The organism is Bordetella genomosp. 5 (genome assembly GCF_002261315.1).
In the GTDB taxonomy this organism is placed as follows: Bacteria; Pseudomonadota; Gammaproteobacteria; order Burkholderiales; family Burkholderiaceae_B; genus Bordetella.
In genome coordinates this window covers 74,341-99,929 of sequence record NZ_NEVP01000008.1, presented here as the reverse complement: position 1 = coordinate 99,929, position 25,589 = coordinate 74,341, and the positions used below count along the sequence as shown (strand labels likewise).

At 67.0% G+C, this 25,589-nt stretch carries 23 protein-coding genes and 1 pseudogene; 20 read left to right on the top strand and 4 right to left on the bottom strand.

Annotation, left to right across the window (positions count from 1 at the left end):
- Window positions 1-2: 2 nt before the first annotated feature.
- From CAL25_RS13995 to CAL25_RS13930, 16 genes and pseudogenes are all read left to right on the top strand, one after another.
- Window positions 3-926: a histone deacetylase family protein gene (locus CAL25_RS13995; protein ID WP_094800977.1), complete on the top strand. Its 924-nt coding sequence runs from the start codon at window positions 3-5 to the stop codon at window positions 924-926.
- Window positions 927-998: 72 nt separating this feature from the next.
- Complete coding sequence (locus tag CAL25_RS13990; protein ID WP_094800975.1) at window positions 999-1,748, top strand: electron transfer flavoprotein subunit beta/FixA family protein; 750 nt, start codon at window positions 999-1,001, stop codon at window positions 1,746-1,748.
- Entirely contained in the window at window positions 1,748-2,677 is a 930-nt protein-coding gene (locus CAL25_RS13985; RefSeq protein ID WP_094800973.1) for an electron transfer flavoprotein subunit alpha/FixB family protein, read from the top strand. The genes CAL25_RS13990 and CAL25_RS13985 overlap by 1 nt, the downstream gene beginning before the upstream one ends.
- Window positions 2,678-3,000: 323 nt before the next feature.
- The gene (gene aspT / locus CAL25_RS13980; protein WP_094800971.1) at window positions 3,001-4,710 is read left to right on the top strand and encodes an aspartate-alanine antiporter; all 1,710 of its coding nucleotides are present in this window, start codon (window positions 3,001-3,003) and stop codon (window positions 4,708-4,710) included.
- A gap of 75 nt (window positions 4,711-4,785) precedes the next feature.
- Window positions 4,786-6,612: an acyl-CoA dehydrogenase gene (locus CAL25_RS13975; RefSeq protein ID WP_094800969.1), complete on the top strand. Its 1,827-nt coding sequence runs from the start codon at window positions 4,786-4,788 to the stop codon at window positions 6,610-6,612.
- Between the two features lie 83 nt (window positions 6,613-6,695).
- Window positions 6,696-7,337 (top strand): peroxiredoxin, encoded by a 642-nt coding sequence (locus CAL25_RS13970; protein ID WP_094800967.1) that lies wholly within the window; start codon window positions 6,696-6,698, stop codon window positions 7,335-7,337.
- A 238-nt stretch (window positions 7,338-7,575) separates the two neighbouring features.
- Complete coding sequence (locus CAL25_RS13965) at window positions 7,576-8,607, top strand: sulfate ABC transporter substrate-binding protein (protein ID WP_094800965.1); 1,032 nt, start codon at window positions 7,576-7,578, stop codon at window positions 8,605-8,607.
- Between the two features lie 23 nt (window positions 8,608-8,630).
- A complete protein-coding gene (gene cysT / locus CAL25_RS13960; RefSeq protein WP_094800963.1) occupies window positions 8,631-9,509 on the top strand; it encodes a sulfate ABC transporter permease subunit CysT in 879 nt (292 codons plus the stop codon).
- Entirely contained in the window at window positions 9,506-10,408 is a 903-nt protein-coding gene (cysW, locus tag CAL25_RS13955) for a sulfate ABC transporter permease subunit CysW (protein ID WP_094800961.1), read from the top strand. The genes cysT and cysW overlap by 4 nt, the downstream gene beginning before the upstream one ends.
- Before the next feature lie 12 nt (window positions 10,409-10,420).
- A complete protein-coding gene (locus CAL25_RS13950; RefSeq protein WP_094800959.1) occupies window positions 10,421-11,494 on the top strand; it encodes a sulfate/molybdate ABC transporter ATP-binding protein in 1,074 nt (357 codons plus the stop codon).
- A gap of 3 nt (window positions 11,495-11,497) precedes the next feature.
- On the top strand, window positions 11,498-12,268 hold the full coding sequence (locus CAL25_RS24415) for a phosphoadenylyl-sulfate reductase (protein WP_249279077.1): 771 nt from the start codon (window positions 11,498-11,500) through the stop codon (window positions 12,266-12,268).
- 9 nt (window positions 12,269-12,277) lie between these two features.
- Window positions 12,278-13,186, top strand: a complete 909-nt coding sequence (gene cysD, locus CAL25_RS24410) for a sulfate adenylyltransferase subunit CysD (RefSeq protein WP_249279076.1) — start codon at window positions 12,278-12,280, stop codon at window positions 13,184-13,186.
- 32 nt (window positions 13,187-13,218) lie between these two features.
- Entirely contained in the window at window positions 13,219-14,517 is a 1,299-nt protein-coding gene (locus CAL25_RS13940) for a sulfate adenylyltransferase subunit 1 (protein ID WP_094800957.1), read from the top strand.
- Between the two features lie 180 nt (window positions 14,518-14,697).
- Window positions 14,698-14,874, top strand: a pseudogene (locus CAL25_RS24585) (PA0069 family radical SAM protein); the annotation flags it as partial.
- A gap of 960 nt (window positions 14,875-15,834) precedes the next feature.
- On the top strand, window positions 15,835-16,983 hold the full coding sequence (locus CAL25_RS13935) for a PA0069 family radical SAM protein (protein ID WP_094801179.1): 1,149 nt from the start codon (window positions 15,835-15,837) through the stop codon (window positions 16,981-16,983).
- Window positions 16,984-17,430: 447 nt separating this feature from the next.
- Complete coding sequence (locus CAL25_RS13930; protein WP_094800955.1) at window positions 17,431-18,084, top strand: hypothetical protein; 654 nt, start codon at window positions 17,431-17,433, stop codon at window positions 18,082-18,084.
- Window positions 18,085-18,127: 43 nt separating this feature from the next.
- On the opposite strand, the gene CAL25_RS13925 is transcribed toward CAL25_RS13930, so the two are convergent.
- Window positions 18,128-19,000 (bottom strand): DMT family transporter, encoded by an 873-nt coding sequence (locus tag CAL25_RS13925; protein ID WP_094800953.1) that lies wholly within the window; start codon window positions 18,998-19,000, stop codon window positions 18,128-18,130.
- A gap of 807 nt (window positions 19,001-19,807) precedes the next feature.
- Between CAL25_RS13925 and rplS the strand changes: the two genes are divergently transcribed.
- Window positions 19,808-20,188, top strand: coding sequence for a 50S ribosomal protein L19 (rplS, locus tag CAL25_RS13920; RefSeq protein ID WP_094800951.1), 381 nt, complete (start codon window positions 19,808-19,810; stop codon window positions 20,186-20,188).
- Window positions 20,189-20,323: 135 nt separating this feature from the next.
- Window positions 20,324-21,064, top strand: coding sequence for a CoA pyrophosphatase (locus CAL25_RS13915; RefSeq protein ID WP_094800949.1), 741 nt, complete (start codon window positions 20,324-20,326; stop codon window positions 21,062-21,064).
- 24 nt (window positions 21,065-21,088) lie between these two features.
- Here the strand turns inward: CAL25_RS13915 and otnI are convergent, their stop codons facing one another.
- From otnI to CAL25_RS13900, 3 genes are all read right to left on the bottom strand, one after another.
- On the bottom strand, window positions 21,089-21,886 hold the full coding sequence (otnI, locus tag CAL25_RS13910; RefSeq protein WP_094800947.1) for a 2-oxo-tetronate isomerase: 798 nt from the start codon (window positions 21,884-21,886) through the stop codon (window positions 21,089-21,091).
- 118 nt (window positions 21,887-22,004) lie between these two features.
- Window positions 22,005-22,907 (bottom strand): ribosome small subunit-dependent GTPase A, encoded by a 903-nt coding sequence (rsgA, locus tag CAL25_RS13905; RefSeq protein ID WP_094800945.1) that lies wholly within the window; start codon window positions 22,905-22,907, stop codon window positions 22,005-22,007.
- On the bottom strand, window positions 22,904-24,169 hold the full coding sequence (locus CAL25_RS13900) for a M48 family metallopeptidase (RefSeq protein WP_094800943.1): 1,266 nt from the start codon (window positions 24,167-24,169) through the stop codon (window positions 22,904-22,906). The genes rsgA and CAL25_RS13900 overlap by 4 nt, the downstream gene beginning before the upstream one ends.
- A 47-nt stretch (window positions 24,170-24,216) precedes the next feature.
- Between CAL25_RS13900 and orn the strand changes: the two genes are divergently transcribed.
- Window positions 24,217-24,762 carry an oligoribonuclease gene (gene orn, locus CAL25_RS13895; RefSeq protein WP_094800941.1) on the top strand — a complete coding sequence of 182 codons (546 nt, stop codon included), beginning with the start codon at window positions 24,217-24,219 and terminating at the stop codon, window positions 24,760-24,762.
- Between the two features lie 81 nt (window positions 24,763-24,843).
- Window positions 24,844-25,491, top strand: coding sequence for an NAD(P)H-hydrate epimerase (locus CAL25_RS13890; protein WP_249279075.1), 648 nt, complete (start codon window positions 24,844-24,846; stop codon window positions 25,489-25,491).
- Window positions 25,492-25,589 lie beyond the last annotated feature (98 nt).

The window sequence follows — 25,589 nt, the reverse complement described above, 5'->3', positions numbered from 1 at the left end:
TTATGGAGACCATGTATCTTACCCACCCCTCATGCCGCATGCATGAAATGGGCAGCTGGCACCCCGAGAGCCCACAGAGGCTGGATGCCATTTCCGACCAGCTGCTGGCCAGCGGGCTGGCGCCTTACGTCAACGAACGGCAGGCGCCCGAAGCCTCGCGCGCCGACATCCTGCGCGTCCACACCGTGGCCTATCTGGATAACCTGCGCGCGCGCCAGCCCGACGTGGGCTACGCCACGATCGATCCCGATACCCTGATGAATCCGTACACCTACGAGGCGGCGCTGCATGCCGCCGGGGCAGGGGTGGCGGCGGTCGACGCGGTGATGGGCGGCGAGGCGAGCACGGCGTTCTGCGCGGTGCGCCCGCCCGGGCATCACGCCGAGTCGGCGCGGGCCATGGGATTCTGCTTTCTGAACAATGTGGCGATCGCGGCGGCGCATGCCCTCGCATTCCACAAGCTCGAGCGGGTGGCGGTCGTGGATTTCGATGTGCATCACGGCAACGGCACCGAAGAGATTTTCGCCGGCGACGAGCGCGTGCTGATGTGCAGCTTTTTCCAGCACCCGTTTTTTCCCAATAGCGGGACGGATCATCCGGCCGACCACATGGTCAACGTGCCGGTGGACGCCTACACCGCCGGCGCGGCGGTGCGCGACATCGTGCGCGACACCTGGCTGCCGCGACTGGAGGCGCACCGGCCCCAGCTGGTGCTGATCTCCGCGGGTTTCGATGCCCACCGCGAAGACGACATGGGGCAAATGGGATTGGTGGAGGCCGACTATGCCTGGATCACGGACCAACTCGTCGCGCTGGCCGACAAGCACGCGCAGGGCCGCGTCGTCAGCATGCTGGAGGGGGGTTACAACCTGTCGGCATTGGGCCGAAGTGTTGTTGCGCACATACGATCCCTTTCAAAGCTGTAGAATCGAAAGAAATTTGTGCAATGCGGGCCCGGCTCCATGCCGGGCAATGATTGTTTATTAGGAGGCTGCTGGATGAAGGTGCTGGTACCCGTCAAGCGTGTCGTTGACTACAACGTCAAGGTACGCGTGAAGTCCGATCAAACCGGGGTGGACATCGCCAACGTGAAGATGTCGATGAACCCCTTCGATGAAATCGCCGTCGAGGAAGCGACGCGCCTGAAGGAAAAGGGCAGCGTTGCGGAAGTCATCGCCGTCTCTTGCGGCGTTGCACAAAGCCAGGAAACCCTGCGCACCGCGATGGCCATCGGCGCCGACCGCGGCGTGCTGGTGCAGACCGACGCCGAACTCCAGCCGCTGGCCGTGGCCAAGCTGCTCAAGGCCGTGGTCGACAAGGAACAGCCGCAGCTGGTCATCCTGGGCAAGCAGGCCATCGACGACGACGCCAACCAGACCGGCCAGATGCTGGCCGCGCTGCTCGACTGGCCCCAGGCCACGTTCGCCAGCAAGGTCGAGCTTGCCGACGGCAAGGTCACGGTCACGCGTGAAGTCGACGGCGGTCTCGAAACCGTCGCGCTCAAGCTGCCCGCCATCGTCACCACCGACCTGCGCCTGAACGAGCCGCGTTACGTCACGCTGCCCAACATCATGAAGGCCAAGAAGAAGCAGCTCGACACCCTCACGCCCGATGACCTGGGTGTGGATGCCGCGCCGCGCCTGAAGACGCTGAAGGTCAGCGAGCCGCCGGCACGCAAGGCCGGCATCAAGGTGGCCGATGTCGCCGCGCTGGTCGACAAACTCAAGAACGAAGCGAAGGTGGTGTGATGACGACGCTGGTTATTGCCGAACACGACAACGCCCAGTTGAAGGGCGCTACCCTGAACACCGTTGCCGCCGCCGCCAAGATCGGTGGTGACGTGCACGTGCTGGTTTCGGGCAGCAACGCGCGCGCCGTGGCCGACCAGGCCGCCAAGATCGCCGGCGTGAGCAAGGTCCTGCTGGCCGACGCCCCGCAACTGGCCGACGCGCTGGCCGAGAACGCCGCCGCTCAGGTCCTGGCCGTGGCGAGCTCGTACAGCCACATCCTGTTCCCCGCGACCGCCTCGGGCAAGAACATCGCCCCGCGCGTGGCCGCCAAGCTCGACGTGGCCCAGATCTCCGACATCACCGCCGTCGAATCCGCCGACACGTTCCAACGCCCGATCTACGCGGGCAATGCGATCGCCACCGTGCAGTCGGCCGACTCGGTCAAGGTCATCACCGTGCGCTCCACCGGCTTCGACGCCGTGGCCGCCGAAGGTGGCTCGGCTGCCGTCGAAACGATCGAAGCCGTGGCCGATTCGGGCCTGTCCTCGTTCGTGGGCCGCGAAGTCGCCAAGAGCGACCGTCCCGAACTGGCCGGCGCGCGCGTCGTGGTCTCGGGTGGCCGTGGTCTGGGCAGCGCCGAGAACTTCAAGATTCTCGATCCGCTCGCCGACAAGCTGGGCGCCGCCCTGGGCGCCTCGCGCGCCGCCGTCGATGCGGGCTACGCCCCCAACGACTGGCAGGTCGGCCAGACCGGCAAGATCGTCGCACCGCAGCTGTACGTGGCGGTCGGCATCTCGGGTGCGATCCAGCATCTGGCCGGCATGAAAGACTCGAAGGTCATCGTCGCGGTCAACAAAGACCCCGAAGCGCCGATCTTCGGCGTGGCCGACTACGGCCTCGTGGGCGATCTGTTCCAGGTCGTTCCGGAGTTGACCTCCGCGCTGTAAGTCAGGGGCCGGGCCGCGCAAGCCGCCCATCCCCAAAAAACCGCAGGCTTCGGCCTGCGGTTTTTTTTCGTCCTTGCGCGGCCCCATGCACGGCTTCATGCGGGCGCCCGCGAGGGCGGCGAGCGCGCGCGCATCGCCACCCCACCATGCTCGCAAGTTTGGTGCTAATGTCTCCCGGACGCGCGTTCGGGGCCGCATGACCGGCCATGGCGCGTCGTTCGCATCACCGCATGTCGCAACACCCTTCATCGCGTTCCTGGACCGGCAAAGGAGATGGGCATGGCTCGGCGATATCCCGTGTGGCTGCGTGGCGAGGTGCTCCGATGAGAGACCTCTCCTGCTCGGTGGGTTTTTTCAATAGCGTCCCGATCGCGATCGTCTTTCTCGCGGTGGGGCTGGGCTTTCTGGTCGGGCGATTACGCATCGGACCCGTCGAGCTCGGCGGCGTGTGTGGCACGCTGATCGTCGCCCTGCTGCTGGGGCAGACGGGGTGCCAGGCGAGCTTCCAGGTCAAGGACATCGCCTTCGCGCTGTTCATCTTTGCCATGGGCTATTCCGGCGGCCCGGGCTTCTTCGCCAACCTCAATCGTTCCAGCCTGCGCTTCATGGTGCTGCCGCTGGTCGAGGCCGTGCTGGTGCTGAGCATCGCACTGATGGCGGCACGCCTGTTCGGCTTCGATCCTGGCACGACGGCGGGCCTCGCCGCGGGCGCCGCGACGGAGTCGGCGGTGGTGGGCACGGCCTCAGAGGCGCTGCGCCACCTGGGGCTCAACGCCGCCCAGGTGCAGCAGATGGAAGCCAACATCGCCATCGCCTACTCGCTCACCTATCTGGTCGGCATGATCAGCATCGTGATCTTCACCAGTCAGGTCGCGCCCGTGCTGCTCGGCATCGACCTGCGCAAGGCGTCCAAGGCGCTGGAAGAAAAGCTCGGTGGCGTGCCGGACAAGGACGAAGACAACCTGCCGGCGCTGCCGCGGCTGGTCGGGCGCACGCACCTCGTGCGCGAGGCGGATGGCCGCGATGTGGGCGCGATCGAGGCCGAACTGGGCGGGCGTACCGTGATCACGCGCATCCTGCGCAATGGCGAGGCGGTGCCCGCCAGCCGTGCCGAGACGCTGCGCTCGGGCGATATCGTGGTCGTGCTCGGCCTGCGCGGCTTCGCCTTGCGCGCCAATGCGCTGGTGGGCCCCGAGATCGATATTCCCGCCGCGCACGCGGAAGCCCTCAACCTGCGCGAAAAGCAGGTCGTGGTGAACCGCAAGCGCGTCAATGGGCAGACGCTGGCCGAACTCGGCCGCCGCGCCGAGGCCAACGCGGCGGCGCGCGGCGTGTTCCTCGTGAACCTGGAGCGCGGCGGTCTGGATCTGCCCATTCTGCCGTCGACCACGGTGCAGTACGGTGACGTGGTGACCCTGGTCGGCACCGACCCCGAGCTCGGCGAGGCCGCGCAGCGGTTGGGCGGCGAGTTGCGCCGCGACGGCATGACGGACCTCGTGTTCCTGTCGGCCGGCATTCTGGCCGGCCTGCTGATCGGCAGCCTCGCGGTCACGCTCGGCGGCATTCCTCTGTCGCTCGGCAGTGGGGGCGGGGCGCTCGTGAGCGGGCTCATCTGCGGCTGGATCGCGGCGAAGCGCCCGGGCGTGGGTCATATCCCGGCGCCGGCCCTGAGCCTGCTCAAGGAGCTGGGTCTGGCGATCTTCATTGCGTGCGTGGGGTTGTCCGCAGGTCCGCAGGCGATTACGCTTTTGAAAGAGCACGGATTGGTACTGCCGTTGCTCGGGCTTCTGGTATCGCTGGGCCCGGCATGCGCATCGCTCTGGATCGGGCACAAGATCCTCAAGATCGAAGGGCCGCTCCTGCTGGGGGCGATCGCCGGCCAGCACGTGAGCACGCCCACCGTGAGCGCGGTGATCGCGAAGGCGGGCAGCCCCATTCCCCTCCTGGGCTACACCGTCACGTACGCGATCGCCAACGTGCTTCTGCCCGTGCTGGGGCCACTCATCGTGGCGCTGGCCTACCATGCAAGCTAGCGGTTCAACGTTTGAGTTTTTCCGCGGATGGCGTGCCAGCACGCTGTCCGCCGCGCTTATATCAACGGAGACGACATGACCTACACCACGCCCGCACGCGACATCCGCTTTGCCCTGAACGAGCTGGCCGGATTGGCCGAGATCCTGAAGCTGCCGGGGTTCGAAGAGGTGACGCCGGACCTGGTGGAAGCGATCCTCGAAGAAAACGCGCGATTCGTGCAGCAGGCGGTGGCGCCGCTGAACGTGGCGGGCGATACGAAGCCGCCTGTCTGGCAGGACGGCAAGGTCACGACCACGCCCGGTTTCGCCCAGGCCTTCGCCGACTACGCGGCGGGCGGCTGGCAGGGCCTGCAGCACCCGCAGCAATGGGGCGGGCAGGGCCTGCCGCATCTGGTGTCCGCGCCGGCGGGCGAGAACATCCAGGCGGCGAGCCTCGCTTTCTCGCTGTGTCCCATGCTGACCGATGGCGTGATCGAGGCCCTGCTGACCGTGGGCTCGGAGGCGCAGCGCCGTGCCTACGTGCCCAATCTGCTGGGCGGCAAATGGACCGGCACGATGAACCTCACGGAGCCGCAGGCAGGCTCCGATCTGGCGCTGGTCAATACGCGCGCGGTCAAGCAGGACGACGGCAGCTACCGCCTGTCTGGCCAGAAGATATTCATCACCTATGGCGAACACGATCTCGCCGAAAACATCATCCATCTGGTGCTGGCGCGCACGCCCGATGCGCCGGCGGGCGTGAAGGGCATCTCGCTGTTCATCGTGCCGAAGTTCCTCGTCAACGACGACGGCTCGCTGGGCGCGCGCAACGATGTCTGGTGCGCCTCGCTCGAGCACAAGCTCGGCATTCACGGCAGTCCGACGGCCGTGCTGCTGTATGGCTCCGGCAAGGGCGATGTGGGCGAAGGCGCAGTGGGCTATCTGGTAGGCGAACAGAACCGCGGCCTCGAGTACATGTTCATCATGATGAACGCGGCGCGTTATTCCGTGGGGCAGCAGGGCATCGCGCTGTCGGAGCGCGCCTACCAGCTGGCGCAGGCCTACGCGCGCGACCGCGTGCAGGGCCGTGCCATCGAAGGCTCGGCGGGGCCGGTCACGATCTCGCATCACCCCGACGTGCAGCGCATGCTGCTCACCATGCGCGCACTGACCGAAGCCGCGCGTGCGATTTCCTACGTGGCGGCCGCGGCGCACGACAAGGGCACGCATCATCCGGACGCGGAGGTGCGGGCGCGCAACCGCGCGTTCTACGAATACCTGGTCCCGATCGTGAAAGGCTTCTCGACCGAGTCGGCCGTCGAGGTGGCGTCCCTCGGTGTGCAGGTGCACGGCGGCATGGGCTTCATCGAGGAGACCGGCGCGGCGCAGCACTACCGCGACGCCCGCATCCTGCCGATCTACGAAGGCACGACCGCGATCCAGGCCAACGATCTGGTCGGACGCAAGACCCTGCGCGACGGCGGCGCCACTGCGTATGCCTCGATCGCCGCCATGCGCGACACGCTCAAGGCGCTGGAGGGCGACGCGGCGCGCGCCGACGCCACGGAGCGCGATGGCCTGCGCCTGCTGCGCGACAACTTCGATCAGGCGATCCAGGCCTATGAGTCGGCGGTCGATTATCTGCTGCAGCACGCCAGCACCCACCCGCGTGCGGTGTATGCCGGCAGCGTGCCGTATCTGATGCTGGCCGGCATCGTGCACGGCGGCTGGCAGATGGCGCGCGCCGCCCTGGTGAGCCGCCGCTATCTGGCCGATGGCAGCAGCGATCCCTTTTATCGCAACAAGCTGGGCACGGCGCTGTTCTACGGCGCGCAGCTGCTGCCGCGTGCGCTGGGGCTGTCCGCCACCGTGCGCGCGGGCGAGGTCACGGACGCCAGCGCCGCGCTCGCCGATATTGCATAAGGTTATATAAGTTCCTTATTTCCCCGTGGCCAGGTTTGATGCAAGAATCATCTGGCCTCACAACTTGCCGTCAGGAGATAGCGATGGGTCAACTCCGTCTGGGCGACACCGCCCCCGATTTCGAACAAAAGTCCTCCACGGGCACGCTGCGTTTCTACGATTATCTCGGCGACAGCTGGGGCGTGCTGTTTTCGCATCCGGCCGACTTCACGCCGGTGTGCACCACCGAACTCGGCTACACGGCCAAGCTGGCCGATGAGTTCGCCAAGCGCAACGTCAAGGTGCTGGCCCTGTCGGTCGACGGCGTCGATTCGCACCAGCAGTGGATCGGCGACATCAACGAGACCCAGTCCACCCAGGTCAACTTCCCCATCCTGGCCGACGAGGATCGCAAGGTCTCCGAGCTCTACGACATGATCCACCCGAACGCCAGCGCCACGGCCACCGTGCGCTCGGTCTTCATCATCGACCCGGCCAAGAAGGTGCGTCTGATCATCACGTATCCGGCCAGCACCGGCCGCAACTTCAACGAGATCCTGCGCGTGATCGATTCGCTGCAGCTCACCGACAGCCACAGCGTGGCCACGCCGGTGAACTGGAATGACGGCGATGACGTCATCATCGTGCCGTCGCTGAAAGACGAAGCGGTGATCAAAGAGAAGTTCCCCAAGGGCTACAAGGCCGTGCGTCCGTATCTGCGCATCACGCCGCAACCGAATAAGTAAATGACTTTTCTGTAGCGGCGGCTCGATTTTCGAGCCCGTGCGCGGAGGGGCAGTCGCTGGCTGCCCTCTATGAAAAAAGGCCGTTTTTCCCCGGGAAAACGGCCTTTTTTCATTGCGTGGCGTCCCGGTTTTTCTTATGCCTTGCGGCGATGAACAATCAATTAATGATTCGTTCCGTTCACAACGTGCCGCACGCACACTTGCATCCACTCACTACAAACAAACCAAGGATGCACAGATGCCTGCCCGTAATGCCGGATTCCTGACCGCGCTCGCCGCGCTCGCCATGACGTTCACCCTGGGTCTGCCCGTGGCGCAAGCCCAGCAGAAGCAGACGCTGTTGAACGTGTCGTACGACCCGACCCGCGAGCTGTACCGCGCGGTGGACGATGCCTTCATCAAGGAATACAAGGCAAAGGCCAACACCGATCTCACGATTCGCCAGTCGCATGGCGGTTCGGGTCGTCAGGCGCGCTCGGTGATCGACGGTCTGGATGCCGACGTGGTCACGCTGGCGCTGGCCTACGATATCGACGCGATCGCCGACAAGGGCCTGTTGCCGCAGGACTGGCAAAAGCGTCTGCCGCTGAACAGCTCGCCGTACACCTCGACCATCGTGTTCCTGGTGCGCAAGGGCAACCCCAAGCAGATCAAGGATTGGGACGACCTGATCAAGCAGGGCGTCGAGGTCATCACGCCCAATCCCAAGACCTCGGGTGGCGCGCGCTGGAATTATCTGGCCGCCTGGGCCTATGCGCTGCAGAAGAACAACGGCAGCACCGACAAAGCCCGTGAGTTCGTGGGCGCGCTGCTCAAGAACGTGCCGGTGCTCGATACCGGCGCCCGGGGCTCGACCACGACCTTCGTCGAGCGTGGCGTGGGCGACGTGCTGCTGGCCTGGGAGAACGAAGCCTTCCTGGCCCAGGAAGAGCTGGGTCCGGACAAGTTCGACATCATCGTGCCGTCGCTCTCGATCCTGGCCGAGCCCCCGGTGGCCATCGTGGACAAGGTCGTGGACAAGAAGGGCACCCGCGCCGCGGCGCAGGCCTATCTCGAGTTTCTGTACACCCCGGCCGCACAGGAAATCATCGCCAAGAATTTCTACCGCCCGACCGACAAGAATGTCGCCGCCAAGTACGAGAGCCGGTTCCCCAAGCTCAAGCTGGTGACGATCGACGATCCGATCTTCGGCGGCTGGCGCAAGGCCCAGAAGGATCACTTCAGCGACGGCGGCACCTTTGACCAGGTGTACCAGCCGCAGAAGAAATAAGCGGCGATAGCGGAAGCGACACGATGAGTTCGGTCTCCATTTCCGCGGGGGGCGCTGCGTTGCCCCGCCGACGCAACGGCCCCGGCGTCCTGCCGGGTTTTGGCATCTCCATGGGCTTCGCGGTGCTGTATCTCAGCCTGCTGGTGCTGATTCCGCTGGCCGCGCTGCCGATCAAGAGCGCCGGGCTGGGTTGGGAGGGCTTCTGGGACACGGTGACCGCGCCGCGCGTCGTCGCCTCCTACAAACTGACGTTCGGGGCGTCGCTGATCGCGGCGCTCGTGAATCTGGTGTTCGGCACCATCGTCGCCTGGGTCCTCGTGCGCTACCGCTTTCCGGGCAAGAAGGTCGTGGATGCCCTGGTCGACCTGCCGTTCGCCTTGCCCACGGCCGTGGCCGGCATCGCGCTCACCGCGCTCTATGCCAAGAACGGCTGGCTGGGCGAGCCGCTTCTGCGCTGGTTCGATCTCAAGGTGGCGTTCACGCCGCTGGGCATCGTGATCGCGCTGATATTCATCGGGCTGCCGTTCGTGGTGCGCACGGTGCAGCCGGTGCTCGAAGACGTGGAGCGCGAGATCGAGGAGGCCGCCGCCAGCCTGGGCGCCGACCGCTGGCAGACGGTGCGCCGCGTGCTGCTGCCCGCCTTGTTTCCGGCGCTGCTGACGGGGTTCGCGCTGGCCTTCGCCCGGGCGGTGGGCGAGTACGGCTCGGTCGTGTTCATTGCCGGCAACATGCCCATGGTGTCGGAAATCACGCCGCTGCTCATCATCGCCAAGCTCGAAGAGTTCGACTATGCGGGCGCCGCGGCGATCGCGACGGTGATGCTGTTGATGTCGTTCGCATTGCTGCTGCTCATCAACCTGCTGCAAGGCTGGCAGACCCGCCGTAACGGGAGGCTCGCATGAGCGCCGACATTCGTCCCGACCATCTGACCGAGCCGCGCTGGGTGCGCGGCCTGTTGCTGACGCTCGGTCTGGGCTTTCTTGCGCTGTTTCTGCTGGTGCCGCTGGTGGCGGTGTTCACGGAGGCGTTCAAGCGCGGCTGGGAAGTCTACGTGGCCGCCATCACCGACGACGACGCCTGGTCGGCGATCAAGCTGACGCTGCTGGTGGCCGCGATCGCGCTGCCGGTGAATCTGGTGTTCGGCGTGGCGGCGGCCTGGGCCATCACCAAGTTTCAGTTTCGCGGCAAGCAGGTGCTGATCACCCTGATCGACCTGCCGTTTTCCGTGTCGCCGGTGGTGGCCGGTCTGGTGTTCGTGCTGTTGTTCGGCGCCCAGGGCTGGTTCGGCCCGTGGCTGCAGGCGCATGACATCAAGATCGTGTATGCCGTGCCGGGCGTGATCCTCGCCACCTTGTTCGTGACCTTTCCGTTTGTCGCGCGTGAGCTGATTCCGCTGATGCAGGCCCAGGGCAGCGAGGAAGAACAGGCCGCGCTCACCTTGGGCGCGAGCGGCTGGCAGATCTTCTGGCGCATCACGCTGCCCAATATCAAGTGGGGCCTGCTGTACGGCGCCATTCTGTGCAACGCGCGGGCGATGGGGGAATTCGGCGCGGTGTCGGTGGTGTCGGGCCAGGTGCGCGGCCTCACCAACACGATGACGTTGCACGTGGAGATTCTCTACAACGAGTACCAGTTCGCCGCGTCGTTCGCGGTGGCGTCGCTGCTGGCGCTGCTGGCGCTCGTGACCCTGTTGATCAAGAACCTCGTCGAGTGGCGCAACCACAAGCTGCTGCGCGACGCATCGCTGCCGGTGGAGCGCCCGGTGGCCCCGTCGCCGGCGACCTCGGCCGCCGTGGCCTGAAGGAGATAAGGCATGAGTATCGAAGTTCGCAATCTGTCCAAGCGTTTCAACGACTTCCGTGCGTTGGACGACGTGTCGCTCTCGATCGAGACCGGCGAGCTGGTCGCGCTGCTGGGGCCGTCGGGCTGTGGCAAGACGACGTTGCTGCGCATCATCGCGGGGCTGGAAGCGCCGGACCAGGGCAGCGTGCTGTTCGCGGGCGAGGATGCCACCGCCGTGGACGTGCGCCGCCGCCAGGTCGGCTTCGTGTTCCAGCATTACGCGCTCTTCAAGCACATGACGGTGTTCGAGAATGTCGCCTTCGGTCTGCGCGTGAAGCACCGCTCGCTGCGCCCGTCCGAGGCGCACATCCGATCCAAGGTGCACGAACTGCTGCAACTGGTGCAGCTCGATTGGCTGGCCGACCGCTATCCCTCGCAGCTCTCGGGCGGTCAGCGCCAGCGCATCGCGCTGGCCCGGGCGCTGGCCGTGGAGCCGCGCGTGCTGCTGCTCGACGAGCCGTTCGGTGCGCTCGACGCCAAGGTGCGCAAGGAGCTGCGCCGCTGGTTGCGCCGCCTGCACGACGAGCTCAACGTGGCCAGCGTGTTCGTCACCCACGATCAGGAAGAGGCGCTCGAGGTGGCCGACCGGGTGGTGCTGATGAACGCCGGCAAGATCGAACAGGTGGGCACGCCGCGCGAGGTCTGGGAGAACCCGGCCACGCCGTTCGTCTATGGCTTTTTGGGCGACGTGAACCAGCTGCACGGTCACGCCCGCGACGGCCAGTGGCATGCCCATGGCGTCGCGCTGCCGGCGCCGGGGCTGGAGCAGGGACACGACGTCGGCGCCATCGCCTACGTCCGGCCGCACGAGGTCGAGGTGCTGCGCGTCGCCGACGCGGGGGCCGGCGCGGCTGGCGTGCCGGTGCGGCTGGCGCATGCCTACCTGGCCGGCCCGAGTGCCTACCTCGAACTCGCGCGCGAAGACGCCGACGCGCTGATCGAGGCCGAGGTGCCCGAGCGGCTGTTCCGCGAACTCAATCTGAAAGAAGGCGAACCCCTGCTGGCGCGGCCGCGCCGCGCCCGGGTGTTCGCCGCACAGGCCTGATCCATGACGCAATCCGCACTTTCCGACCCCCGCGTGGCCCAGCTCTGGCACGAGCTGCAGGCGCGGCTGGCCGGCATCGCGGCGTCGCACCCCGACGCCGTGCTCGCGTCTTCGCTCGCCGCCGAAGACATGTTGCTCACCCACGCCATTTTCGGCGGCGGCGTGCCGCTGGGCGTGTTTTCGCTCGACACCGGCCGCCTGCACGCCGAAACGCTCGCCATGCTGGATACCGTACACGAGCACTACGGCCGGGAGATCGAGGTGTGGCGCCCCGATGCGACCGCCGTCGCGGCCCATGTGGCCGAGCATGGCGCCTACGCGTTCTACGAGAGCGTGGCCCTGCGCAAGGCCTGTTGCCAGATCCGCAAGGTCGAGCCGCTCAAGCGCGCGCTCGCCGGCCGCAGCGCCTGGATCACGGGCCAGCGGCGCGAGCAGGCCGTCACGCGCGGCGAGCTGCCGTTCGACGAGCACGATCCGGTATTCGGCCTGCACAAATTCAATCCCCTGGCCGCCTGGACCGAGGCCGATGTCTGGCTGGCGATCCGCGAGCTGGGCATTCCCTACAACCCGCTGCACGACCAGGGCTACCCGTCGATCGGCTGCGAGCCCTGTACGCGGGCCATCCGCCCCGGCGAAGACCTGCGCGCGGGCCGCTGGTGGTGGGAGTCGTCGGACTCCAAGGAGTGCGGGCTGCACGCGGGCAACGCCGCGTCGCCCGCGCCTCGCAGCCAGATCATTTCTATCGTGCCCGCGGGCGCACCCCCCACGCATTGAGGATTCACCATGTCTGTCGTCATCAACCGCAGTCATCTCGATTGGCTCGAGGCGGAAGCGATCTATATCTTGCGCGAGGTCGCGGCCGAGTGCGCCCGGCCCGCGCTGCTGTTCTCGGGCGGCAAGGATTCGGTGGTGCTGCTGCGCCTGGCCGAAAAGGCGTTTCGCCCGGGCCGGTTTCCGTTCCCCTTGCTGCACATCGACACGGGTCACAATTTCGATGAGGTGATCGCGTTCCGCGACGCACGTGCGGCCGAGCTGGGCGAGACCCTGCTGGTGCGCAGTGTCGAGGATTCGATCAAGCGGGGCAGCGTGGTGCTGCGCCGCGAGACCGACTCGCGCAATGCGGCCCAGGCCGTGACGCTGCTGGAGGCGATCGAGGAGCTGCAGCTCGACGCCTGCATCGGCGGCGCGCGCCGCGACGAAGAGAAGGCCCGCGCCAAAGAGCGCATCTTTTCGTTCCGCGACGAGTTCGGTCAGTGGGATCCCAAGGCCCAGCGTCCGGAGGTCTGGAACATTTTCAATACCCGCGTGCACGCGGGCGAGAACATGCGGGTGTTTCCGATCTCGAACTGGACCGAGCTCGACGTGTGGCAGTACATCCAGCGCGAACAGCTCGCGCTGCCGTCCATCTATTACACCCACGAACGCGAGGTGGTCCGGCGCAAGGGGCTGCTCGTGCCGGTGACGCGGCTCACGCCGCCGCGCGAGGATGAGACGGTCGAGCGGCTGCAGGTGCGCTTTCGCACGGTGGGCGATATCTCGTGCACCTGCCCGGTGGCCTCGGAGGCCAGCACCACGGCCGACATCATCGCGGAGACCGCCGTCACGGACATCACGGAGCGCGGCGCCACCCGGATGGACGACCAGACCTCGGAGGCCTCGATGGAGCGCCGCAAACGCGAAGGCTACTTCTGATCGCGCCGCGCAATCGAACACAGGGACACATCATGAACGCAGTGAACGAATCATTTCTGGGCGGCGCCGACAACGGTGTGCTGCGCCTCATCACCGCCGGCTCGGTCGACGACGGCAAGTCCACCCTCATCGGACGTCTGCTCTATGACAGCAAGGGCGTGTTCGCCGATCAGCTCGACGCGATCGCGCGCGCCAAGTACAAGCGCGTCGCGGGCGAGGGCATCGACTTCTCGCTGTTGACCGACGGCCTCGAGGCCGAACGCGAGCAGGGCATCACGATCGACGTGGCCTATCGCTACTTCGCCACGCCCGCGCGCAAGTTCATCATCGCCGACGCGCCCGGCCACGAGCAGTACACCCGCAACATGGTCACGGGCGCCTCGACGGCGGACGCGGCCATCATCCTGATCGACGCCACGCGCGCGGCCGACGGCGTGCTGCTGCCGCAGACCAAGCGCCACAGCACGATCGCCAAGCTGCTGGGCCTGCGTCACATCGTGGTCGCGGTCAACAAGATGGATCTGGTCGATTGGGATCAGGCGGTGTTCGAGCGCATCCATGCGTCGTACGCGCAACTGGCCGAGCGGCTCGGCATTGCGTCGTTCCAGATCCTGCCGCTGTCGGCGCTCAACGGCGACAACGTCGTCACGCTGTCGCCGCGCACGCCCTGGTATCGCGGCGAGCCGCTGCTCACGCTGCTCGAAGGGCTGGCCGTGGATGACAACGGCAGCGACCAGCCGCTGCGGCTGGCGGTGCAATGGGTGTCGCGCGAAGGCGGCGACCGCGCCGACGACTTCCGCGGCTACGCGGGCCGGGTGTCCAGCGGCGTGCTGCGGCCGGGCGATACGGTACAGGTGCAGCCATCGGGGGTGAGTGCCGTCGTGCGCGAAGTGCGTCTGCACGATCGCGCGCTCGAGGCCGCGTATGCGGGCGACTCGGTCACCGTGGTGCTCGATCGCGACGTCGACGTTTCGCGTGGCGATGTGATCGTGCATGCCGATGCGCCCGCGCGCGTGGGGCGCGAGTTCGATGCGGAGTTGTGCTGGCTCGATACGCAAGCGCTCAACCCCGCGCGTCGCTACCTGCTCAAGCATGGCACGCGCCTGACGTCGGCCAAGATTCGTGCGCTGCACACGCGCCGCGATATTCACGAATTGCAGGAGGTTCCGAACGAGGCGGGCGTGCTGCAGATGAACGACATCGGACGCGTCTCACTCATCACGCGCGAGTCGCTCGCGGTCGATGCGTACGACGACATTCCGAGCAATGGCGCATTCATCCTGATCGACGAGGCGACGCACCAGACGGCGGCCGCCGGCATGTTGCGCTGAAGGTCAAGAAGGGCGTGGCCGAGCCTTGTTGTTTTTCGGCTAAATCCTTATTTGGCGCGGGTCTCCCGGCGATTTAACAACTTTTCCCGGAACGCCGTGACCACCTCGGCACGACTTGCGTTAAATTGGGATCGCGGTTCGGGGCTTGCACAAAGTACTGGTTTTTTGTACAGTACTTCCATGGCTAGCACCGAACATTCGCTTTCCGCCGGTTATGGGTCCCCGGCTGCCGCCCCCGCCGCCTCGCGCGGTCGGGGTGCGGTTACTAATGTTCCGCATCGCTTCCAGCAATCCGACCGAGAAGGTATCGATGATGGCTGGCACAGCGAGGCGCTGGATGCTGCATCGCACAGCGCAACCGACGCGTTGGATGGCTTGCCTGGCGAATATGTATCCGATGTCGCCGATTTCATCGACGACATCTCCTATCGGTCCGCCGACGAGGGCGGCCACGATGCGGTCGAGTCGCTCGTCTCCGAGCCCGTCCCTGATTACGATCTGGCTGTCGATGACGATTTCTCCGATCTCGACATCGATCCGGCCGCTCAGGGCCTTGATTCCCCCACCGATGATGTTCCCACCGATGATGTGCCCACCGATGATTTCCCGCACGCCGGGCGCAGCGCACGCCGCGCCGAGCGCTTCGACGAACCGTCTTCGGCGGCATCGCCCGCGGGGCAGGTAGGCTCCGCGGCGCGCCGCGCGGGTTTCTGGGACCGGGTGCCGGTGGATCGCGGTCTGGCGTCCGGCATGCGCAGCCGCGCCGTTGCGGCGCCGGGCGAGGGGGGGCCGCGTCAGTCGCTATCAGTGGCACAGGCGGTGGCACAGTCACAGTCACAGTCACAGTCACCGGCGGCACCGCAGTGCCAGCCGCAGGGCCGGGCCGCGCTGGAGCAGCGTGCCGCGCGCACCACCGTGGTCTATCCGGTGGCGTATCCGCCGGTGCCGCCCAGTCTCAGGTCGGCCGCGGCGAATGCCTCCGGCCTTAATGCATCCGGCTTTGACGCATCCGGCTTTAACGCGTCCGGCTTCAACGCGTCCGGCTTGAATGCCTCCGGCCTGTCGGTCGATCCGGGTTCTGCCAGCTTGGCTTCGTCCAGCTTGGTCGCGTCCGGCGCGAGTTCGCTCACCGCCGCCGCGGCGCACGACGGCATGCCGCCTTATACCGGTGCCGACGCCGGCGCCGCGCGCGCGCTCACCGAGGCGCTGCAGGCGGCCGCTCGCGCGGCCAACGAGGCCTGCGGTGGCGATCCCAACGAGGCGCCGGTGGTGTTTTTTCCTCGCCGTGCCTTCATCACTGGCGCCGATGCCGCCCCGATGGATGCCCCGGGTTCGGCCTCGGGCGGTCTCGATACGGATGCGGCGGACAACGCGGCCGGGCTGACCCGGCCGGGTGCCGCGGGCAATCGCGAGGCCGTGGGTGCAGGCGATCCGGCAGCCTTGGGCCGGCCCAGCATCCTGCCCACCGGCGGCGCCCTCAAGACCACCGTCAAGGCGGAGCAGGCGCGCAAGCTGTTGTCGCGCAATGATTCGCCCGACATTCCGTTCGATCAGGCGGTCAATCCCTATCGCGGATGCGAACACGGCTGCGTGTATTGCTACGCGCGTCCCACGCATGCCTACCTGGGCTATTCGCCCGGTCTCGATTTCGAAACCCGACTCATCGCCAAGGCCAATGCCGTCGAGGCGTTGCGGGCCGAACTGGCCAAGCCGGGCTACAAGGTTTCCCCGATCAATATCGGGTCGGCCACGGATGTCTACCAGCCCATCGAGCGCACCTGGAAGCTCACGCGCGGTCTGCTCGAGCTGATGGACGAAACCGGCCATCCCGCCACGCTCGTCACCAAAAATTCTCTTATCGAGCGCGACCTCGACGTGCTTCAGCGTCTGGCAGAGCGCAATCTGATCACGGTGTACATGAGTATCACCACGCTCGATAGCGCCATGTCGCGCACGCTCGAGCCGCGCGCGTCGGCGCCGTGGCGGCGTATCCAGACCGTGCGCACCCTGGCGCGTGCCGGCATCCCGGTGAGCGTGAATGTCGCGCCGGTGATCCCCTTCATCAACGACGACGCGCTCGAGCAGATTCTCGAGCAGTCGGCGGCCGCGGGCGCGCGTTCGGCAAGCTACACCGTCGTGCGGCTGCCCTGGGAAGTCAAAGACGTATTCGAAGCCTGGCTGCACGCGCATTTTCCGGATCGTGCCCAGCGCGTTCTGCATCGCATCGAAGACATGCGCAGCGGCCGCCTCAACGACCCCGACTTCGGCACGCGCATGCGCGGCACGGGCATCTGGGCAGATCTGATCAAGCAGCGGTTTCAGGTCGCGATGCGGCGCCTGTCGTTTCGCGCCGAGCGGCCGGTGCTGTCGTGCGAGCACTTCGTGCCCCCGCAGCAGGCGCCGCGTGTGTCGCGGCGCGAGCAGGTCGAGCAGGCGCGCCGCGAAGGGCAGCTCGATCTCTTCTGACCGCGCTTTGCAGGCGGGGCTAGCACCCTGTGCGAGTGGGGTGCTGGTGCGGTGCTGGTGACGTGCGGGGGGGGGTGCTGTTGACGTGCTAGTGGCGTGCGGATGGTCTGGCAGTGGTCCGTCAGTAGTCCGCCAGTGGTCCGCTCGTGGTCTGCCCGTCGGCCGTTGTTTTCGTCGTTGTTGTCTTCTGTTTTTGTTGTCTGGTTTTGCCGTGCCGTTGCACGGCGATGGTTGGTCGCGGCGCCGGTGGGTGCCGTGGCTCTCGAATCTGGCCGAGTTCGGCGCCAGGCCTGGGTTCTCAGCCTCACCTGAGGGTTCCGGCCGGCGAGCTCGCCGCAGTCTGGAGGCACAGACCGCGGTCCGATGGCGAGATATCCGCCAAAACTGCCGAATCTCGGCCAGATGCTCCGACCTGCAGGGTTCGGGCATCACGATCTAGGAGTGATCATGAGCAGCGTAATGCTTTCCACCGATGTGCTTGACGAGTTCGATGCCGCTGACGTCCGCGGCCCGATGTCGGTTCGCCGTGTCGTCCCGACCGGCCTGCGTACGGCCGTCGCCGCGAGCATGCGAGGCATGGGTGCGGGTCTGAAGGGCGCGGCGCGCCTGATGTTGCCGCTGCGGGCACCCGCGGCTGCCGCCGGACACGCGCGGCAGGCGGACCAACGCCATGCGGCCGCTGCCGGTGCCGCCACTGCCGCTGCCGGTGCCGCCACTGTCACCGTTGCCGCTGCTGCTACCAGTGCCGTTGCCGCTGCCGCTGCTGCCACCGTTAGCGCCACCGCCACCGCGACCGCTGCCGACCTCGCCACCGCCACGCAGGGGGCGCGTCGCTGGCCGTTCTCGGCCGTGCCGGCGTCGCCCGGCGCGCCGCTCGATGTGCCGCACGATCTGCCCGATCCTGCTCCCACCCAGGCTGCCCATGTGCCGGGCGCCTCGATGGCAGGCGTGTCGAGCGCGGCGTTCGCGGCGATGTTGGCGTCCGACGCCGGGCTGCGCCAGCAGTGGCGCCGCCGTCAGGTGCTCGATGTCGCGCTGGTGCTCGCGTGGGGCGTGATGATTCCCGCAGTGATGTGGGTGGGTGCGGCGGTCGGCTTCTGAACGACAAGGCGTCGCGCGGCGATCCGACGCTCGTCGAGCTTTCTCACGACGACCCCAGCAGAACGACGCCCGCCAGGATGGCCGCGCAGCCCGCGAGCCGGCCGGGGCCGACCTTTTCGCGCAGCAGCATCATGCCGGCCAGGGTGCCCAGCATCATCGACATCTCGCGCGCCGGCGCCACCAGGCTGAGCGGCGCGCCATTGCGCAAGGCATACAGCACCAGGATGTAGCCGAGCGGCGACAAAAACCCCACGGCGATGGCCAGGTGCCAGTAGCCGCGCATGGCGGGCACATACGTGGCCCGGCGTTTCAGCACGTGGGGCGTCATCATGAGGGTGCGGGTCACGCACGTGAACCAGTCGAACAACACCGGCATGATGAGCAAGACCTTCACCCCGTACGCGTCCACGACGGTGTAGGCCGCGATAAAGAGGCCGATGATCACGCCCCAGCGCACGCCAACCCAGGCATGCGGTTGCCGAAACAGACTCAGCCTGCCCTGGGTGGCGATCAGCAGCACACCGCCGACCACGCACAGCATGCCGGCGATGCCACTCGCGGACGCGGGCTCGCTCAGCAGCAGAAAGGCGCCGAAGGTCGAGAGCAGGGGGCCGGTGCCTCGCGCGATGGGATACACCACCGACAGGTCCGCCACCTGATACCCGCGCTGCAGGCAGAGGCTGTATCCCAGATGCAGCAGGCTCGACGCCAGGATGCAGAGCACGACGGGCCAGTTCCACACCATGCCTTCGTGCAGCAGCACCCAGATGACCCAGGGTGCATAGAGCACGCTGGCCGCCAGGCCGTACGCGAACACGAACATCGGGCCGACCATGGCCGCTCGCTTGGCGAGCAGGTTCCAACTGGCATGCGCCACGGCGGCGAGGACGACCAACAGCAGGGATGTAGCAGACATCGGGAGACGCCCGGGCGGGCGATCGCAGCAGCAGGAAAGCCAAGCAGATTACTGCAACCGGCGCGGCGGTGCAGCGTTTTGTCATAGTTGGCGAGCCAGCAAACATGCGGCTTGACAGCAAAAGGTATAGATGAATTGTGGTGGCGGGAGCGGGGCTTTCGGCCGCGCCTGCCGGGCGTCGCGCCGCGTCGCACGGTACGGTGGCGCGCGGCAGGGTAGATGTTTGCAGAGGCATGACGGCCGCCGAAAGTGTGGCGGATCGGCCACGATTCGGCTGCGCTGTATCGGGTCGCGTCGCGGCTATGATCGGTCGCGGTGCAGATAGGGGTTACGGCCGCGGCTATCAGCGGTCCCGATGCAGATACGGGGGCCGGCCGCGGCTACGAGCGGTCTCGATGCAGATAGGGGCTCCGGCCGCGGCTATGATCGGTCTCGGTGAGTCAGGGGCTACGGCCATGCCGGGCTGGATCGCGGGCAGGTTGCGTTCGTGCTGCCGCGCACCCAGCTGCGTCCCTGGTTTTTCGCCTGGCGTTGTCCCCGGCATGGCTGCCGGTCCTGCGCAAATAATGCGCAGTTTTGCTGGCCGAGCATCGCACCCTGATGTAGAATGCTGGGTTTGCCAAATCTCATCCTCTGCTTGCGGCACGAGTACAACAATGTACGCCGCGGCCGACTCGGCAGCCGGTGAGGTCGGGGCCCGCGCTTTGGTGCGTGGTTTTCGATCCCACGGGTCTGGCCTCTGTCTGCTGCGGATTTATCTCTCGGCAAAGCTTCACCCCGCAAAGGCAAGATGATCTAGGAGTTCATGTGAACCTCATCGCTATCCTCGAGCAGGAAGAAATCGCCCGCCTGACCGGCGACAAGACCGTTACCTCGTTCGCCCCCGGCGACACCGTGGTGGTCAACGTCAACGTCGTGGAAGGTACCCGCAAGCGCGTCCAGGCCTTCGAAGGCGTGGTCATCGCCAAGCGCAATCGCGGTCTGAATTCTGCTTTCATCGTGCGCAAGATCTCGTCGGGTGAAGCCGTGGAACGTACGTTCCAGCTCTACTCGCCGCAAATCGCGAGCATCGAAGTCAAGCGCCGCGGCGACGTGCGCCGCGCCAAGCTGTACTACCTGCGCAACCGCTCGGGCAAGTCGGCGCGCATCAAGGAAAAGCTCGTCAGCAAGCAAGCCAAGGCGGCTTGATCGCAGACGGCAGCCGTTCCGGGGAACAGCGGTCTCATGAGTACGCTCATGGTTGCATCCCCGAACGGTTTTCCGGGTTAAAAGAAAGGCACCTGCAGGTCACTGCACGGTGCCTTTTTTGTATCTATTGGGACTATGCCCGAATCCAATCCGCCGCGGGCCCGCCGTCCGGCAGTGCGCCCGCTCTTCGACCCGATGGCACAACCCTGGCAGCCCGCCGATCGCGGCCTGTCGGCCTTGCCCGCATCGGTGCTGACGCCCGAGCGGCTGCGCGACCAACTGCGGCGGCCTGAGTTCGCGAGCGGCCGCTGGACGCTCGATCCGCTCAACCTCGAGGTCGATCCCTATCCGGGCCGCGACGGGGCGCCCGTGCTGGCGGCCGTGTTGATTCCGATGATGATGCGCCCCGAGGGCGTCAGCGTGATGCTGACCCAGCGCGCGGCGCATCTGCATGACCACGCGGGGCAGATCAGTTTTCCGGGCGGCCGGGTGGAGACCAGCGATGGCACGCCGGTCGCGGCGGCGCTGCGCGAGGCCGAAGAAGAAACCGGCTTGCCTGTCGACCGCGTCGAAGTCCTGGGCAGCATGCCCGACTACCTGACCTCGACCGGCTTTTCGATCACGCCCGTGGTGTCGCTGGTCCGCACGGACTTCGCGCCGTCCATCGACACCTTCGAAGTCGCCGAGCTCTTTGAAGTGCCACTGTCGTTTCTGATGGACCCGGCCAACCACCGCCTCTACCAGGCGCAGCTGCCCGATGGCCGCGTGCGCCAGTACTACGCCATGCCGTTCGGCGACCGCTTCATCTGGGGCGCCACGGCGGGCATTCTGCGTAACCTCTACCGCACCCTCGCGCACGGGCCCGCCGGCGCCTGAGCCCCTGGACGGGCCGCGCCCGTTTCAGTGCGACGAGGCGCGGCGGGCGGCGTGCAGCCAGCCCAGGCCGGCGCGCGTGTCGGCGCGGGGCCGATATTCGCAGCCCACCCAGCCGTTGTAGCCCAGCTCGTCCAGGATCTGGAACAGATAGCGGTAGTTCAGCTCGCCGTGGTCGGGTTCCTGGCGCAGCGGCACGCCCGCGATCTGCACGTGACCGACGCGCCCCTGCGGGATGTAGGTGCGCAGCCGGGTGCTGACGTCGCCTTCGACGATCTGGCAGTGATACAGATCCATCTGCACCTTGACGTTGTCGGCGCCGGTGGCGGCGGCGATGTCGTGCGCGACCTGCTGATGATTGAGGTAGTAGCCCGGAATGTCACGGGTGTTGATCGGCTCGATCATGATGTCGACATTCATGGCCGCGGCCTGCTCGGCCGCGTAGGCCAGATTCTCGATGTAGGTGCCGCGCACGGCCGCGGGATCGGCGTCCGCCGGCGGGCAGCCGGCCATCACGTGAATGCGCGGGCACAGCAGCACCGCGGCGTAGTCGAGTGCCTGGTCCAGGCCGGCCCGGAAATCATCCACGCGGCCCGGCAGGCAGGCCAGCCCGCGTTCGCCGCGCTCGGCGTCGCCCGGCGGCGTGTTGAACAGCACGACTTCGAGATCCGACGCGTTCAACTGCGCCTGCCAGGTGCGGGCAGGGTGCGCATAGGGAAACTGCATCTCGACGGCGCGGAAGCCGTCGCGCGCGGCCGCGGTGCAGCGTTCGGGCAATTCCAATTCCCCATACATGGTGGTCAGATTGGCGGCAAAACGAGGCATTGCAACAGTCCTCTGAGGCATGGCCGCGGCCCGGCATGGCGGGCGCGGTCCTTATGACATATGTCTCATAACGAGACGCGCATGGCCTCCAGTGTAGCGCCCGTGCGCAAGCGACTTGTCAGTACCGGTGACGAGTCGCTTCGTTTTCGGCCAGGAGCCGTTCGTAGAGCGCGTAGCGGCTCGGGTCGATCTTGCCGGCCGACAGGGCCGCCACCACGCCGCAGCCGGGTTCGTGCCGATGCGTGCAGTTGTAGAACCGGCAGCTTTCGATGTGCGGCTGGAACTCCGGGAAGCCGCGCAGGATGTCCTCGCCGCTCAGGTGCTGCAGGCCGAAGGCCTGGAATCCGGGCGAGTCGATCAGGTCGCCGCCCGGCGCGGGCAGGTGATAGAGCCGGGTGCTGGTGGTCGTGTGCCGGCCCATGTCGAGCGCGGTCGAGTGCTCGCGCGTGGCCGCGCGGGCATCGGGGATCAGGCTGTTGAGCAGGGTCGACTTGCCCATGCCGCTCTGGCCCAGCAGCAGGTTGACGCGGCCGGTCAGCCGCGGCGCGAGCAGTTCGCGCACGCTGTCGTGATCCTGCGCGCACAGCTCCACCACCGGCACGCCCAGCGCCTGGATCGGCGCCAGCCGCGCGCGGGCGGCTGGCAGGCCGGCGACCAGGTCGATCTTGTTCAGGATGATGAGCGGCTCGATGCCGGCGCTCCAGGCGCCGGTCAGGGCCCGCCCGGTCAGGTCATCGGAAAACGTGGGCTCGACCGCGATCACGATCAGGAGCTGATCCACATTCGCGGCGAACTGCTTCGAGCGCATTTCGTCGGAGCGGAACAGCAGATTGCGCCGCGGCAGGACGGCGTCGATCGCGCCTTCGTCCTTGCCTTGCGGCGAAATGCGCACGAGATCGCCCACGGCCGGGCCGGTTTTCTTGCCGCGCGGGAAGCACTTGCGCACGCTGTCATCGGGCAGCTCCACCGTGTAATGGCGGCCGTGCGCCGCGATGATGCGGCCTTCGAGCGCGCCCGTCATGCGGCCGCCAGCAAGTGGCGGATCCGGATCGCGGCCGGAGGATGACTGTCGTAGAAGGCCGAGTGCACCGGGTCGGGGGTGAGGGTGGCGGCGTTGTCGTCGTAGAGCTTGACCAGGGCCGAGATCAGGTACGCGGGCGAGCTCTGGCCCGCCGCATAGCGGTCGGCCTCGAACTCGTCGCGGCGCGAAAACCAGCTTGCGAGGGGGGTGAACATGAAAGTGAAGACCGGAATGACCAGGAAGAAGAGAATCAGCGCCATCGCGTCGTTGCGGGCGCCCAGTTGCGGCAGCACGCCCAGGCCCACGTAGAACCAGGGTTGATTGGCCAGCCAGCCGAGCACCGCGAAGAAGGCGAGCGCCATCACGATGCTGATCGCATGGCGGCGCACGATGTGGCGGCGCGCGAAGTGACCGAGCTCGTGCGCGAGCACCGCTTCGATCTCGTCGGCATTGAGCTTGTTGAGCAGGGTGTCGAAGAACACGATGCGGCGGGTCCGGCCAAAGCCGGTGAAATAGGCGTTGCCGTGGCCAGAGCGGCGCGAGCCGTCCATCACGAACATGCCATTGACCGTGAAGCCGCAGCGCTCGCCCAGGGCGCGGATGCGGCCGGCCAGCTGCGCGTCGGTCAGGGGCGTGAACTTGTTGAACATCGGCGCGATCACGACCGGCGCGATGTAGTTGATCAGCAGCTGGAACGCGCTCCAGACCACCCAGGCCCACAGCCACCACAGCGATCCCGCGCTGGCCATCAGCCACAGGATGGCGGCCGCCAGCGGCAGGCCCAGCGCCATGCTGAGCACGATGCCCTTCACCATGTCGGCCGCGAACAGCCCGGGGGTCATGCGATTGAAGCCGAAGCGCGCCTCCAGGCGGAACTGGCGATACAGCGTGAACGGCAGGCTCAGCAGCCCCAGCACCAGCAGCAGGGCCACCAGCAGGCCCAGCTGGCGCAGCATGTCGTGATCGGTGAGCGAGCTCACCAGCAGGTCGAGCGCCTGCAGCCCGCCCATCAGGGTGAGCGCAATCAACACGACCGCGTCGAACACGCGCTCGAGCATGCCCAGGCGGATGCGCGCCACGGTGTAGTCGGCGGCGCGCTGATGGCTGGTGAGGCTGATGCGCTGCGCGAACTCGTCGGGGACGGCACCCCGATGGGCGGCTACGTGCCGGATCTGGCGCGCGGCCAGCCACAAGCGCAGACCGGTATCGGCCAGCAGCAACACGACGAACAGGACAGCAAAGGCGGAGGCGGCGTCTGGCACGGGTCTGGTATGCGAAAATCGCGGTTTTACACAGCAAACGAAATTATATGGCTGCCAACGAAAACCGCCTGGTCTGGCTCGATATGGAAATGACCGGGCTCGATCCCGAGAAAGAACGCATCATCGAGGTGGCGGTGGTGGTCACCGAGCCCGATCTTACCGTGGTCGCCGAAGGCCCGGTGCTGGTGATCCATCAGCCCGACAGCCTGCTCGACGCCATGGACAACTGGAACAAGTCCACGCACGGCAAGAGCGGCCTGATCGACAAGGTGCGCGCGTCCACCCTGACCGAAGCCGAGGCCGAGGCCCAGCTGATCGCCTTCCTGGCGCAGCACGTGCCGGCGGGCAAGTCGCCCCTGTGCGGCAACACGATCAGCCAGGACCGCCGCTTCATGTTCGCGTACATGCCCGAGCTCGAGCGCTTCTTCCACTACCGCAACCTCGACGTCAGCACCCTCAAGGAGCTGGCCCGCCGCTGGTCGCCCGCGCTCCTGAAGGGCTTCGAGAAAAAGAGCCGCCACGAGGCGCTGGCGGACATCTACGAGTCGATCGACGAGCTCAAGTACTACCGCGAGCATTTCCTCAAGGTGTAAAACCCGGCGGGTGACGCGGGGTCCCGGCGTGCATTACGCTGGGACATCTTGTTTGCACAGGCGGCACCCGCCGTTCTCCCCGTGAGTTCATTTCTGCTCGATGGCATCCGGCGCGCCGAAGCGCAGGCCCGCGCCGAAGGCCTGGACCTGATGGCGCGCGCCGGACGCGCCGCCGCCGATTTCATCGCGGCCCGCCATGGCCCCGAAACCCACGTGCTCGCGCTGGCCGGCCCGGGCAACAACGGGGGCGATGCGCTGGTTGCCGCCACCTGGCTGAGCCGCTGGGGCTACGAGACCCAGGTCGTGATGCTGAGCGATCCGGCGGCGCTGCCGGCCGACGCCGCGCACGCCTACGCGGGCTGGCGCGCGGCCGGGGGCATCGAAGATCGTGCACTGCCGCTGCGGGCGCCGCAGGTCGTGATCGACGGGCTCTTCGGCATCGGGCTGAACCGCAAGCTTTCCGCGCAGTGGCAGGCCGCGGTCGATGCCGTCAACGCCTGGCAGGTGCCCGTCCTGGCACTGGACATCCCCAGCGGAATCTCCGCCGTCAATGGCGCGGCGCTCGGTCAGCCGGTGCGGGCGCGCTGGACCCTGTCGTTCATCGCCACGTCGCCCGGCCTCGCTCAGGGCGCCGGACGGCTCGCCGCGGGCGAAACCCATCTCGACACGCTGGGGCTCGAGCCCGACTGGCTGTCGCGCGAGTTCGCCGCGCCGGACCCGGCCGCCTGACCTCTGCCCGGGGCGCGCGAGGCTCGCCACCCGCGCCGCGCGGGCGCGCGCCCACGCCCGCTCACGTCAGGCAGCCGGCAGTGCAAAGCGTAAGAGAT